The 12,348-nt window shown below is 65.5% G+C and carries 13 protein-coding genes; 1 reads left to right on the top strand and 12 read right to left on the bottom strand.

The window, feature by feature from the left end:
• Window positions 1-6: 6 nt before the first annotated feature.
• From AC1DUN_RS20815 to AC1DUN_RS20870, 12 genes are all read right to left on the bottom strand, one after another.
• The gene (locus AC1DUN_RS20815) at window positions 7-1,110 is read right to left on the bottom strand and encodes a Gfo/Idh/MocA family protein (RefSeq protein ID WP_477715638.1); all 1,104 of its coding nucleotides are present in this window, start codon (window positions 1,108-1,110) and stop codon (window positions 7-9) included.
• Between the two features lies 1 nt (window position 1,111).
• Complete coding sequence (locus AC1DUN_RS20820) at window positions 1,112-1,894, bottom strand: alpha/beta fold hydrolase (protein WP_477715639.1); 783 nt, start codon at window positions 1,892-1,894, stop codon at window positions 1,112-1,114.
• Window positions 1,891-2,304: a carboxymuconolactone decarboxylase family protein gene (locus AC1DUN_RS20825; protein WP_074575517.1), complete on the bottom strand. Its 414-nt coding sequence runs from the start codon at window positions 2,302-2,304 to the stop codon at window positions 1,891-1,893. The genes AC1DUN_RS20820 and AC1DUN_RS20825 overlap by 4 nt, the downstream gene beginning before the upstream one ends.
• A complete protein-coding gene (gene pcaB / locus AC1DUN_RS20830) occupies window positions 2,301-3,533 on the bottom strand; it encodes a 3-carboxy-cis,cis-muconate cycloisomerase (RefSeq protein WP_477715640.1) in 1,233 nt (410 codons plus the stop codon). Before pcaB ends, AC1DUN_RS20825 begins: the two co-directional genes overlap by 4 nt.
• Window positions 3,534-3,587: 54 nt before the next feature.
• Window positions 3,588-4,481, bottom strand: coding sequence for a sugar phosphate isomerase/epimerase family protein (locus tag AC1DUN_RS20835; RefSeq protein WP_477715641.1), 894 nt, complete (start codon window positions 4,479-4,481; stop codon window positions 3,588-3,590).
• A 16-nt stretch (window positions 4,482-4,497) separates the two neighbouring features.
• On the bottom strand, window positions 4,498-5,397 hold the full coding sequence (locus tag AC1DUN_RS20840) for a 4-hydroxyphenylpyruvate dioxygenase (RefSeq protein WP_477715642.1): 900 nt from the start codon (window positions 5,395-5,397) through the stop codon (window positions 4,498-4,500).
• Between the two features lie 31 nt (window positions 5,398-5,428).
• Entirely contained in the window at window positions 5,429-6,178 is a 750-nt protein-coding gene (locus AC1DUN_RS20845) for an ABC transporter ATP-binding protein (RefSeq protein WP_477715643.1), read from the bottom strand.
• 1 nt (window position 6,179) lies between these two features.
• Window positions 6,180-6,938, bottom strand: coding sequence for an ABC transporter ATP-binding protein (locus AC1DUN_RS20850; RefSeq protein ID WP_477715644.1), 759 nt, complete (start codon window positions 6,936-6,938; stop codon window positions 6,180-6,182).
• Window positions 6,935-7,942 (bottom strand): branched-chain amino acid ABC transporter permease, encoded by a 1,008-nt coding sequence (locus AC1DUN_RS20855; RefSeq protein ID WP_477715645.1) that lies wholly within the window; start codon window positions 7,940-7,942, stop codon window positions 6,935-6,937. The genes AC1DUN_RS20850 and AC1DUN_RS20855 overlap by 4 nt, the downstream gene beginning before the upstream one ends.
• Complete coding sequence (locus AC1DUN_RS20860) at window positions 7,939-8,814, bottom strand: branched-chain amino acid ABC transporter permease (protein ID WP_074575524.1); 876 nt, start codon at window positions 8,812-8,814, stop codon at window positions 7,939-7,941. The genes AC1DUN_RS20855 and AC1DUN_RS20860 overlap by 4 nt, the downstream gene beginning before the upstream one ends.
• Window positions 8,815-8,927: 113 nt before the next feature.
• The gene (locus AC1DUN_RS20865) at window positions 8,928-10,160 is read right to left on the bottom strand and encodes an ABC transporter substrate-binding protein (RefSeq protein WP_477715646.1); all 1,233 of its coding nucleotides are present in this window, start codon (window positions 10,158-10,160) and stop codon (window positions 8,928-8,930) included.
• Between the two features lie 44 nt (window positions 10,161-10,204).
• Window positions 10,205-11,167 (bottom strand): shikimate dehydrogenase family protein, encoded by a 963-nt coding sequence (locus AC1DUN_RS20870; RefSeq protein WP_477715647.1) that lies wholly within the window; start codon window positions 11,165-11,167, stop codon window positions 10,205-10,207.
• A 167-nt stretch (window positions 11,168-11,334) separates the two neighbouring features.
• On the opposite strand from AC1DUN_RS20870, the gene AC1DUN_RS20875 reads away from it, so the two are divergent.
• The gene (locus AC1DUN_RS20875) at window positions 11,335-12,147 is read left to right on the top strand and encodes an IclR family transcriptional regulator domain-containing protein (RefSeq protein ID WP_477715648.1); all 813 of its coding nucleotides are present in this window, start codon (window positions 11,335-11,337) and stop codon (window positions 12,145-12,147) included.
• Window positions 12,148-12,348: the final 201 nt, after the last annotated feature.

Below are 12,348 nucleotides of genomic sequence, written 5' to 3' on the forward strand. Positions count from 1 at the left end.
AGGGGTTCAGGGTTGACGAGGGTTGGCTGCGAGGTCCCGCAGCGCGACGGTTTCGCCGGTGGCGATCGAGCGCCGCACGGCCTCCACGGCCAGCAGGCTTTGCAAGGCATCCGCGACCGTGATTATCGGCTCTGCCTTGCCGTCCATCAAATCGCAGAAATGGTCCAGCTGCGCCTGCAGCGGGTCCACCGCCTCCAGGGCCAGGGTCTGTTCGGTGAAAGGCGTCATCCAGCCGGGCTCGCCGCGGCTGTCGGGGCCATGGGTCCAGGCCTGCAGGGTGGGCACGGCCAGCGAGCCCTGTGTGCCGGCGATGAAATAGCAGTCCTGCGAGGCATAGCGTGCATACGCCGTGTTCTCGCCCGAGGTCTGCTCCCAGCTGCGCGGCGAGGCCACGGTGTCCGAGAGCGTGAAGGTGCCCAGCACGCCGCTGGCGAATTTCAGTGTCATCACGGCCGTGTCTTCCACCGCGAACTGCCGCACCGCGTTGGATGCGAGGGCGTGGACGGACTCCAGCTCGCCGCACAGGTAGCGCAGGTTGTCCATCTCGTGGATCAGGTTGATCAGGATGGGGCCGCCGCCGGCCTGCGCGCGCCAGGCGCCCTGCGCAAAATAGCTGGCCGGCTTGTAGAACTGCGCGCTGCCCGCCACCGTGACCACACGGCCCAGCAGGCCGGACCGGATGGCGCGCCGCGCCGCCTGCAGCGTGCCGCTGTGCCGCCTGTGGTGGCCCACCAGCATGGGTGTGGATTGCTTGGCCAGCGCCTCGGCCAATTGCAGGCCGGCCTCCAGCGAATCGGCCACGGGTTTTTCAATCAGCGCCGGCACGCCCTGGCGCGCGCAGACCAGCGCACCGGGTACATGCAAATGGTTGGGCGTGGCCAGGATCACCCCCTGGGGGCGAGCTGCGGCCGTCCCTGCGAACAAGGCCTCAAGGCTTTCAAAATGCGGCACGCCCAGGCCGGCGGCGAAGTCGCGCGAGGCCGGCTGCGGATCCACCACGGCGCACAAACGGGTACGCGGGCTGGCCTGTATGAGCTCGATATGCCGCCGGCCTATGACGCCGGCGCCCGCGACCGCAATGCCCCGCAGCGCCGCGGCTGGCTGCGCCATCTCAGCCCTGGCTTTCGAAAAAGCGCTCCAGCAATGCGGCAAAGGCAGCCGGCTGCTCGACCGCGCTCAGGTGCGCGGCCGGCAAGGTTTCAAGCCGGGCGCCCGGAATGCTTTTGCAGATCGCCTCGGACATGGCGACGGGCGTGGCCTCGTCGCGCGTGCCGGCAATCACCAGGGCCGGGCACTGGATGCCGCCATTGCTGGCGCGAAAGTCTATGCCGGCCACCGCCTTGCAGCTCGCGGCATAGGCGGCAGCGTCGGTGCCCACCAGCCGCTCACGAAGCGCAGCTACACGCTGCTTGCCACCGCCCGCTTCATCGGCACGGAACTCCGGCGTGAACCAGCGCTGCAGCGCGCCGTCGGCAATCGCTTCCATGCCCTGGGCCAGCACCGTCTGCACACGCGCCGCCCACATGGCGCGCGCCGCTTCGTCGTAATACATCGCGGCATTGGCGACCGTGATGCTTTTGACCAGCTGGGGATATTCCGCGGCCAGCGCCTGCGCGGTCATGCCGCCCATGCTCAGGCCCACAAAATGCACGGGGCCGCCGCCCTGCGCCGCGATAAAGCCCGCCGCGTCATCGGCCAACATCGCCATGCTGTAGGAGCCGGGTACGGCTTCCGAGCGGCCGTGGCCGCGGTGGTCGTAGCGCAGCACGGTATAGCGCGACTTGAGCGCAGCCGCCACGCCGTCCCACATGCCGAGTTCGCAGCCCAGCGCATGGCTGAGCACCACCACCGGTCCGCTGCCCTCCTGGGCCCAGTGCAGATAAGGTTTTTTCATGCTTGCCCCTGCGGCAGCAGGCCTTTTTCACGCAGGATCTCGCCGGCCAGCGCAAACGCATGGTTGGCGGCGGGCACGCCGCAATAAATCGCGGCCTGCAAAATGACTTCCTTGATCTCGTCGGGCGTGAGCCGCGATTCGGGCGGGCCGTCCAGCGCGGCGCGCACATGCATCACGAACTCCTCATAAGCCTTGAGCGCGATCATGGTCGACAGCACCATGAGGCGGCGCGTCTTGTCGCCCAGCGCCGGCCGGCCCCAGATCTCGTTCCAGGCATAACGCGTGATCAGGTCCTGGAACTCGCTGTTGAAGGCATTGCTTTTGGCGATGGACTTGTCCACCCAGGCGTCGCCGAGCACGCGGCGGCGGTTGACCATGCCTTTTTCGTTGTCACTTTTCGCGTTGCTCATGAACTCACCTTGCTGCGTTTGTTGTCGTCGGGTTGCGAAACCAGGGCCTGCAGCGCATCGGCCTGGGCGTAGGCCTGGGCCGCGGCCTGCCTGGCCAGTTCGGGGTTAAACCATTCCTCAGCCGCGTCCGGCGGCAGCTCAGCGCGCAACGCATCGAGGTTGGCGCGCATGCGCTGGGTGTCCACCTGCAGGCCGGGCAGTGCATGGGCCATGGCGCGCACCGAGCCATGCGCCGACATCAGCAGGCCCGGCCATTCGGCCAGCTCGGCCTGCCAGTTGCCCAGCGCGCGCTCGTGTTCCTGCGGCATGGCGGCCAGCAAGGCGGCCACGCGCTGCGGCGCGCGCACGCTGGCGGCCAGCGCCACCATGCAGGCCACCGGGTTGCGCTTGTGCGGCATGGCCGAGGAACCGCCGCGCCCGGGCTCGGTGGGTTCGGCCAGCTCGCCGATCTCGTACTGGCCCATCAGCGAAATATCTTTGGCGACCTTGCCCAGGCTGCCCACCAGCAAGCCCAGCTCGCAGCCCAGCGCCACCCATTCGTCGCGCTGGGTGTGCCAGGGAAAGGCGCTGGCCTTGAGCTTCAAGTCGGCGGCCATGTGGGCGATGATTTGCGGGCCCTTGCCCTGCATTTGCGCCAGCGTGCCCACGGCGCCGCCCAGCTGCACGGCCAGCGCGTTGTCGCCGGCGACACGCAGGCGCAGCAGGCTGCGCGCCAGCGGCGCGGCCCAGCCCGCGCATTTAAAACCAAAACTCGTGACCGAAGCCGGCTGCATCAGGGTGCGGGCCATCACCGGGTCGGCCGCGTGGCGGCGCGCCAGCACCAGCAGGGCCGCCACCGCCTTGCGGATGTCGGCCTCGACCAGGTTCAGCGCATTGCGCGTCACCAGCGCCAGCGCGGTGTCTATGACGTCCTGCGAGGTGGAGCCGAAATGCACATAAGCGGCGGCCTCCTTGTTAAAGAGCGCCACGGTCTCCTTGAGACTTTTGACCAGCGGGATCGCAATGCTGCCGGCGCGCCCGCTTTCCCGCACGATCTTGGCGACGTCGAAGAGCTCGACCTTGCAGGTGCCGATGATGGACTGGGCGGCGGCCTCGGGAATCAGGCCGGCGCCGGCCTGGGCGCGCGCCAGCGAAGCCTCAAAGCGCAGCATCGCATCAATGAAGTTGCGCTCGCTGAACGCCTCCAGGACTTCGGGCGTGGAGAGGAAACCTTCAAAAATACTGCTCATTCCATGCGACTCTCAAAATAATCAAACCCGGCATAAGGCCTCACCGCTTATCGTTTACCGCTTTAAACGCATCTGGTTGGGCAAGGGGACTGAACGGCGCAGCACGTCTTCACCCAGCCACAGGGCCGAGCGCCAGGCGCGCTCTGCCACCGAGGGCAAGGGCATCTGCTGGTAGTCGTCGTTGAACACCTCAAAGCTGTAGTCGCCGCGGTAGCCCAGGCCGTGCAGCCGGGTCACCAGCGTGGCCAGCGCCTCGCTGTGCACACCCTCGCCCGGAAACACGCGGAAATGCCGGGCGGTGGCGATGCGCTCCTCGACCGACTTGATCTCAGTCCACATGAAGTCCGCCAGCTGCACCAGGAAGATCTTGTCCGGGTCCAGGATGTCGAGCTCCTCCAGCGAGGTGTTCGTGGCGAACATATGGTAGGAGTCAAAGCCCAGGCCCAGGTTGGGCATGTCGGCCTGGCAGATGATCTCCCAGGCCTGCGGAAATTCGTTGACCACACGGCCCCAGGACAGGGCCTCGTAGGCGATCTTGATGTTCATCGGGATCGCCAGCATGGCCAGCTTACGCAGGTCCTTGACCAGCGCGTCGGTCTCGCCCGTGGCATGCACCGAGGTCGAGGAGCAGACCAGCAGCAGCCGGCAGTCCAGCGCATGGCACATGTCCAGCATGGACTTGGCGATGTCCATCTTGTAGTCGTGCAGGTGGCCCGACAGGCCCTCGAAGTCGCGCAGCACCTGAAAGCCCGTGACGCGCAGGCCGCTGGCGCGCACCGCCGCGACGGCGGCCTGCATGCCCTCGGGATGGCCGACGATGTCCCTGGCGGCCAGCATGATCTGCGTGAAGCCGGCTTCGCGCACGGCCTTGAGCTTGGCCTCCAGCGGCCCCGCGAGCGAGATGGTGTCCATCCCGAAGTCGTCAATGTTTCCGCTGTAGTGGCTCATGGTGTGTGCCGTCCGTTCAGCGCTCGTTGTGGACCAGCTCGAAGCTCACGCTGCCCATCCAGGTACGCGTCAGCGCGCCGCGGTCCTCGGTGTGCACGCCGCGCGACTCGACAAACTCCACGCCGCGCTTGGTGAGTTCGGCCACCGAGGCCAGCACGTCGGGGCTGCCCAGGCCCACGCGCTGCAGGGCTTCGTCGCCTTCCACGTCCAGCACGCTGGCTTCGGGCTCTATCAGCTGCAGGTAAAAACGCGAGGCCGCCGGGCAGGGACTGCGCAGGATGCGGCCCTTGGGCAATATGCCGAAGCGCTGGTCGTCGGGCAGGTCGGTGAAGCCGAAAAGCTCGCGGTAGAACTCGGCCCAGTCCTCGGTGCGGTCGTTGCCGATGTACTGCACGACGCCGAAAAAATGCAGGCCGGCCACGGCGGGTGGGTGCGGGTCCACGGTCGGGATGGGCACGAAGTCCACGTCGTAGATCGAGAAGGTGTCGTAGCGGTCGACAAAATAAATGCGGCTCTTGCCCACACCGTGGATGGCCGGGATGTTGAGCTCCATCACCTCGACGCGCGAAGGCACGGCCCAGGCGCCGCGGTCGAGCGCGCGGCGGTAGGCCTCGGCCGCGTCGCGCACGCGCAGCGCGACGGCGGCGATCACCGGCTTGTCGGTGGGCGCGGCGCCGTCGGGCATGGCGGGAATGTGGGCGTTGACGATGACGTTCATGCCGCCCTGGCGGTACAGCATGACTTCGCGAGAACGGTGCCGCGCCACCGGCCTGAAGCCCATCATCTCCAGCACCTGGCCCAGGGCCTGCGGCTTGGAGGTGGTGTATTCGATGAACTCGATGCCGTCCATGCCCAGCGGGTTGGCGACTTCGGGGATGGCTTCGCGGTCGGTGGGGGCTTGTGTGGCGGTGCTCATGGTGTTCTCCCGGTCAGGTGTTCCAGACAGATCAGGCGGCCTTCACGGTCGCGCCCGGCACATGGCCGCCGCCCAGGAACAGGCGCTCGATGTTGGGGTCAGCCAGCAGTTCGGAGGCTTTTTTGTGCAGCACCAGCTGGCCTGATTCCAGCGCGATGGCGTCGTCCGATATTTTGAGCGCGCTCTTGACGTTCTGCTCGACCATCAGCACCGTCGTGCCCTGGGCCGCCAGCTTTTTCAGCAGCTTGAACACGTCCTGCACCACCATGGGCGACAGGCCTATGGAAGGTTCGTCGATCAGCAGCACCTTGGGGCGCAGCAGCAGCGCGCGGCCGATCTCGAGCTGCTTTTGCTCGCCGCCCGACAGCGCCGAGGCCTGTGAGTGCAAACGCTCCTTCACGCGCGGGAAAAACTCCAGCACCTCCGGAATGCGCTCATGCGTGGTCTTGGTGCCCAGGGTGATGCCGCCCAGTTCCAGGTTCTGGAACACGGTCAGCTGCCCGAACAGGTTGCGGCCCTGCGGCACAAAGGCAATGCCCTTGGCCAGCAGCTCTTTCTGGCTGGCGCCCGAGATCTCCTCGCCGTCCAGCAGGATGTGGCCCTGGCGCGGCTTGAGCAGGCCGAACAGGGTTTTGAGCACGGTGGACTTGCCCGCGCCGTTGGGGCCCAGCAGCAGGGTGATGGAGCCGCGCCTGACCTTGAAGGACAGGTTGTTCAGGATCATGAAATCCTTGTAGCCCGCCACCACGTCGTCGAATTCGATGCAGATGTCGTTTGCCATGTCAGTTTCCGAGGTAAGCGTCGAGCACTTCTTTATTGGAGCGGATCTCGGCCGGCGTACCGATGGCCATGACCTTGCCCTCCACCATCACCATGATGCGGTGGCACAGGTCCATCACAAAATCCATGTTGTGCTCGATCACGACGAAAGAGCTCTTGCGGCCGAACTTGGGGTTCTGGTTGAGCTCCTTGAGCAGCGAGGAGATGCCGCCCACCAGGCTGGGGTTCACGCCGGCGCAGGGCTCGTCGAGCAGCACCAGGTCGGGCTCGGCCATAAAGGCCATGGCGATGTCCACCAGCTTCTGCTGGCCGTAGCTCAGGGTGCCGGCCAGCTTGTCGGCCACGTGGCGTATGCGGAACTGGTCGATCAGCGCGTCGGCCTTGTCGCCCAGGCCTGAATCGCCGGGCGCGAACATGCGGCTGAACATGCTGCCCTTGTGCTCCTGCGCGGCCACGATAAGGTTGTCGCGCACCGTCATCTTGCCGAAGACCTGCAGGGTCTGGAAGGTGCGGCCCACGCCGCGCCGGCTCAGCTCCAGCGGCGACAGGCCGGTGATGTTCTGGCCGTTGAGTTCGATAGAGCCCTCGTTGGGCGTGATCTGGCCCAGCACGCTGTTGAACATGGTGGTCTTGCCCGAACCATTGGGGCCGATGACGCCGAAGATCTCGCCCGGCATGACTTCGAAGGACACACCGCCCACGGCCTGGATGGCGCCGTAAGCCTTTTTAAGCCCGGTGACTTTTAACAATGCATTGCTCATGACGTCGCTCCGATCCGGCCGGCGGCCGCAGCGCGTGCCTGGGATGCCTCGCGCGCCGCGCGCTTGCTGCGTATGCGGTCGGGAATGCTGAGCAATCCGTCGGGCAGCCAGACCATCAAAATCACCACCGCGGCGCCAAACATCGGCAAATACCAGTTGGACACCAGGGGCACGTCGCGCAGCCATTCCGGCAGTACCACACCCACAGCGGCGCCCACAACGGGGCCCAGGAAATAACCGGCACCACCGACCACCACCATCAAATACAGCATGATGGAAGCCGCCACGGCGAAAGGCCCGGGCTCGATGAACTGCACCAGCGAGGCGAACAGCGCGCCGGCGATGCCCGCATAGACCGCGCCTATGGCAAAGCTCAGCAGTGTGTAGTTGCGGATGTTGACGCCCAGGCTTTCGGCGCGTATCGGGTTGTCGCGCAGCGCCGTGAAGGCCTTGCCCCAGGGCGAGCGCAGCAAGCCCCACAGCAGGCCCGCCAGCAGCAGGGTGACCGCCAGCACGAAGTAGTAATACGCCAGGTTGCCTTCGAGCGAGTAGCCGAACAGCGAGGGCCGCGCGATGTTGTTGATGCCGAAGGTGCCGCCCGTGAGCCACTCCTCGTTGCGCATCACCAGCCAGATCGCGGTGTTAAAGCCCAGCGTGGCGAAGGCCAGGTAAATCGCCTGCACGCGCAGCGCCGGAAAGCCCAGGATCAGGCCGACGGCAAAGCAGATCAGCGCCGCGGCCGGCAGGCCCAGCCAGAAACTGACCCCGGCCTTCATCAGGATGGCCACGGTGTAGGCGCCTATGCCGAAGAAGGCCGCATGGCCCAGCGACTTCTGGCCCGCGTAGCCGACCGTGAGGTTCAGGCCCATGGTGGCGACGATGAAGACCAGCCAGTAGGTCAGCAGGTAGATGCCGTAGTTCTTGAGGAACTGCGGCACCACCAGCACCAGCAAGGCAGCCAGGACCGTGAGCACCAGGGCGAATTTGTTGTTGGCGAGCTTCATACCTTGCGCTCCTCTTTTTTACCCAGCAGGCCTTGTGGCTTGAAGAGAATCACCACCATAAAAATCACCAGCGCCACCGCATCCTTGTAGGCGGGCGAGATGTAGGCCGAGGCGAGGTTTTCAGCCACCCCCACGATCAGGCCGCCCAGCAGCGCGCCGCGCGAGTTGTTGAACCCGCCGATGATGGCGGCGAAAAATGCCTTGGTGCCCAGGCCCTCGCCCATGTCGAACTTGGCGAGGTAGGTGGGCGTGACCAGCAAGGCGGCCACCACCGCCAGCACGGCGTTGATGGCGAAAGTGTAGAAAATCATGCGCGGCACATTGATGCCCAGCACCGAGGCGCTCTCGGTGTTTTGCGCGACGGCCTGCATGGCGCGGCCCGTCACGGTTTTGGCCAGGAAGGCCTGCGTCGCCATCACCACCACCAGCGCCAGCGCGAAGGTACCCACGTCCTGCAGGGTGATCGTGACCCCGGCGATGTTGAACAGCTTGTCGGCGAAGAGGCTGGGGAAAGGATGGGCTTCGGCGCTGTAGCCGGCGCGCACGCCGTTGCGCAGCGCGATCGAAAGGCCTATGGTCGCCACGACGATGGGCATCATGCCGTATTTGAAGAGCGGGTCCACCACGCCGCGCTTGAAGACCCAGCCCAGCAGCAGCACGGCCAGCAGCGTCGCCATCACAAAGCTCACCAGCATGGGTGCGCCCAGCGAGATGAAGGCCAGCATCATGAAGGCCGGGAGCATGACAAATTCGCCCTGGGCGAAGTTGATCGTTCCCGAGGCCTGCCACAGCAGGGTGAAGCCCAGTGCCGCCAGCGCATAAATGCTGCCGGTGGCCAGGCCCGAAAAAAAGAGTTGGAGAAAGTCCGTCATGGAGAAGTCCGATGGTGGAGAAAGCCGGTTGTCGTCAGCGGAGGTTCCGGTGGGACGGGGCTTGCGCCCTGCCCCACCGGCGGCCGGCCCCGCGTGGCCGGCCGGGGTTTACGTCACTTCTTGGCGGCCGGCTTGGAGGCGGCTGGCTTGGGCGCGGGTGCGGCGGAAGCCAGGGGAAGGACCTTGCTCACGTCGCGGGTGGCCAGTCCCAGGGGCGGCACCATGTCGATGACGTCCTGCTTGCCGTTTTTGACTTCCACCATAAAGCTCATGCGGTCCAGGTCGCCCTTGTTGTCGAACTCGGTGTACATCAGCGCGCCGGGGTATTTGTCGGTGTTGACCTTCAGGCCCTTCATGGCTTCGGCCACGGCCTTGCGGTCCAGCTTGCCGGCCCTTTCAATCGCGGCCTTGAGCACGTAAACACCGGAGTAGCCCTTCATGCCGTTGTGGTCGGAGATGTATTTGTACTCCTTCTCGAACTTGGCCTTGAAGGCCCGGATGGCGGGCACCGGGGCGTCCACCGTCAGGCCCACGTGGGCGATCGCGCCGTTGGCGGCCTCGCCGGCCAGCTCGATGACCTTCTGGCCGGTCAGCGTGGTTTCACCGATGATGGGCTTGGTCCAGCCCTGCTTGCGCAGCTCGCGCAGCAGGCGCGCCGATTCTTCCTCATTGGAGTAGGCAAACACGCCGTCGGCATTGCTTTGCTTGGCGCGCAGCACCGCGGCCGAGAAGTCGACCTGGCCGGGTTCGGTGGAGATTTCCGCGAGGATCTTGGTCGGCGAGTTGGCCAGGGCTTTGCGGATAGCGTCCATGCCGCCCTTGCCGAAGTCGTTGTTCACGTAGATGACGGCAATGCTCTTGAGCTTGGCCTGGTCGCTGATGTAGCGCGCCACCTTGGGCATGGCGGTGGCCTGCGTGAAGCTGGTGCGGAACACATAAGGGTTGCCCTGCTCGGTGATGCTGGCCGCCTCGCCGCCGGTGAAGTTGGGCACCTCGGCGCGCCGCGACTCGGCCATGCTGACCATGATGGAGCCGGAGAACACCGGGCCGAAGATGGCGAACACATTGTCGTCAATGGCTTTTTGCGTCAGTCCTTTGGCCACGCCGGGATTGCTTTGGGTGTCAGCGGTGCTGGTCTGGATTTTTTTGCCCAGGATGCCGCCGCCGGCATTGATTTCCTTGACGGCCAGTTCCACGCCGTTCTTGAAGTTGGTACCCGCCGTGGCGCCGCCGCCGGACAGTTCCACGATGTTGGCGATCTTGATCACATCTTGCGCGAAGCCGGCCGTGCTGCCCATGGCCAGCGCGCAAGCCGCGATCAATTGAAGGGCGAATCGTTTTTGCATGCTTGTCTCCTCTGGTTAAAAATCAATGCAGTCCCAAAAAACCGTCACTGGGCGGCCAACGGCGCACTGGCGTGCGCCCCGGAAACCGTCGCCCGGCCGCCCGCCGGGATACGCCGGATTTCACCCGCCAGCGCGGCCGGGTACAAATGCTCGCGGATAAAAGTCGCGTCGCGGCGCACCGCCTCGGCGGCCTCGGTGTAGCCGAAAAACTCCAGGTAGTCCGGCGCCTGCTGGATCAGCATTTCAAAGCCGGGCTGGGCCACCAGCCCACGGCCGCGCACCGCGCGCACCAGCGGCGTGGGCTGGTTTTTCATGAGGATGTCGACCACGGCCGCATGCGGCGCCAGGCGCGACACATCGCAGGGCAGCGGGTCGGCGGCCTGCAGGCCCAGGGGCGAAGCATTGATGACCAGGTCGTAGCCCGAGGGGTCGCTGCCGGCGGCGGCCAGCACCAGCGTGCCCGCGGCCTGCGGCGCCGAGGCGATGCGCGACGCGATCGCCAGGGCCTTGCCCGGCACCGGGTCGTAGAGCGCGATCTCGGCCGGGGCGCGGCTGCCGGCAATCGCCAGCGAGGCGGCAATCGCCGAAGCGCCGCCGCCGGCGCCCAGCACCAGCACCCGCTTGCCGGTGTAGGCCACGCCGAAGTAGTCGAGTGAAGAGACAAAACCCTTGCCGTCGAACAGCCCGCCTTCGAGTTTGCCGTCCGGGTTGCGGCGTATGCCGTTGACGGCGCCGGCCACGCGGCCGTAGTCATTGCAGTGCGACAGCAGGCCCATGACCAGCGACTTGTGGGGAATGGCCAGGAACATGCCCTTGATGTTCTTTGCCAAAAAGGCCGAGCGCACAAAGGCCTCGATGTCGCCGGCCGCCACATGCACGGGCACCAGCACGGCATTGATGCCCAGGGTTCTGAAGATCAGGTTGAAGACATCCGGTGCCCGGACCTGCTCCACCGGATCGCCGGGAATCAGGTAGACATCGGTATTGCCCTGGACGGTTGGAAGCATGTCGAAGTTCGCCTTGTTAATTCGCCGATTGTTCGATGATCGATTAATCAGCGCTTGATGGCCTGAACTTTATAGACCGATAAGGCTACTTCAAAGGAATATTCTTGATATTTGAGCGATCATCGATCAATAATGATCGACAATCGACCGAAACAAGGGTTTGACCTATGAGCACCCCTAGCGCCCCCACACAGCCAGACGCCCTGCAGGCGCCCAGCCCGCCCGCACTCGACAAACGCGACTGGATCGCAGGCCTGGAAAAAGGCCTGGGCATCATTGAATGTTTTGACGACGCCAACCCGCGCCTGACGGCCAGCCAGGCCGGCGCGCGCTGCGGCATGACACGCACCGCGGCGCGCCGCTACCTGCTGACGCTGGAACACCTGGGTTATGTGGCCGGCGACGGCAAGCTGTTCTGGCTCACGCCGCGCGTGCTCAGGCTGGGCCAGTCCTATCTTGAATCAGCCCGGCTGCCGCGCATCGTCCAGCCCTTTTTGCAGCGCGTGACCGCCGGCACCCAGGAAAGCGCGTATGTCAGCGTGATGGACGGCGACGACATCGTCTACATCGCGCGCAACGGCTCCAGCCGCGCGATGAACACCGGCTACGTGCTGGGCTCGCGCGTGCAGGCCCAGGTCACGGCGGCGGGCTTGCTGATGCTGTCCATGCGCGAGCCTGCCTGGCTGGAAAAATGGCTGGACAGCCACGAACTCAAGGCCTACACCTCCTACACCATCGCCAGCAAGGACCGCCTGCGCATAGAACTGGCCCGCGTGCGCGCCCAGGGCTGGGCGATTTCCGAGCAGCAACTGGAGTTGAATTACCGCGGTATCGCGGTGCCGCTGCGCGACCGGCACGGCGACGTGGCGGGCGCGCTCAGCGTGACCATGCCCATGGGGCATGAGTCGAGTGAGGAGGCGGTGGGGAGGGTTTTGTCTGTCTTGCGCGAGACGGCGCAGGCAATGAGGAACTTGATTTAGCTTTCCGGTCGCTGGTCGGGATGGTCTTTGTTTGTTCTGGCCGTGGGGGTGTTTTGCTGAGTTCTGCTGGCCGGGTCTCGCCCCGGCGGGCGAGGCACTTTTCTTTGCTTCGCCAAAGAAAAGTACCCAAAAGAAAGGCGACCCGCAGTCTGGGTCCCCTGCGCTTCGCTACGGGGCAACCTGCGGTGCTCGAGCCAAGCG

It is taken from the genome of Polaromonas sp. P4_F6 (assembly GCF_056401275.1).

What these genes read in the sequence shown, in the direction of transcription:
- AC1DUN_RS20815 (WP_477715638.1), bottom strand. Translation starts at nt 1,110, where the DNA reads ATGGCGCAGCCAGCCGCGGCGCTGCGGGGCATTGCGGTCGCGGGCGCC.
- AC1DUN_RS20820 (WP_477715639.1), bottom strand. Translation starts at nt 1,894, where the DNA reads ATGAAAAAACCTTATCTGCACTGGGCCCAGGAGGGCAGCGGACCGGTG.
- AC1DUN_RS20825 (WP_074575517.1), bottom strand. Translation starts at nt 2,304, where the DNA reads ATGAGCAACGCGAAAAGTGACAACGAAAAAGGCATGGTCAACCGCCGC.
- pcaB (WP_477715640.1), bottom strand. Translation starts at nt 3,533, where the DNA reads ATGAGCAGTATTTTTGAAGGTTTCCTCTCCACGCCCGAAGTCCTGGAG.
- AC1DUN_RS20835 (WP_477715641.1), bottom strand. Translation starts at nt 4,481, where the DNA reads ATGAGCCACTACAGCGGAAACATTGACGACTTCGGGATGGACACCATC.
- AC1DUN_RS20840 (WP_477715642.1), bottom strand. Translation starts at nt 5,397, where the DNA reads ATGAGCACCGCCACACAAGCCCCCACCGACCGCGAAGCCATCCCCGAA.
- AC1DUN_RS20845 (WP_477715643.1), bottom strand. Translation starts at nt 6,178, where the DNA reads ATGGCAAACGACATCTGCATCGAATTCGACGACGTGGTGGCGGGCTAC.
- AC1DUN_RS20850 (WP_477715644.1), bottom strand. Translation starts at nt 6,938, where the DNA reads ATGAGCAATGCATTGTTAAAAGTCACCGGGCTTAAAAAGGCTTACGGC.
- AC1DUN_RS20855 (WP_477715645.1), bottom strand. Translation starts at nt 7,942, where the DNA reads ATGAAGCTCGCCAACAACAAATTCGCCCTGGTGCTCACGGTCCTGGCT.
- AC1DUN_RS20860 (WP_074575524.1), bottom strand. Translation starts at nt 8,814, where the DNA reads ATGACGGACTTTCTCCAACTCTTTTTTTCGGGCCTGGCCACCGGCAGC.
- AC1DUN_RS20865 (WP_477715646.1), bottom strand. Translation starts at nt 10,160, where the DNA reads ATGCAAAAACGATTCGCCCTTCAATTGATCGCGGCTTGCGCGCTGGCC.
- AC1DUN_RS20870 (WP_477715647.1), bottom strand. Translation starts at nt 11,167, where the DNA reads ATGCTTCCAACCGTCCAGGGCAATACCGATGTCTACCTGATTCCCGGC.
- AC1DUN_RS20875 (WP_477715648.1), top strand. Translation starts at nt 11,335, where the DNA reads ATGAGCACCCCTAGCGCCCCCACACAGCCAGACGCCCTGCAGGCGCCC.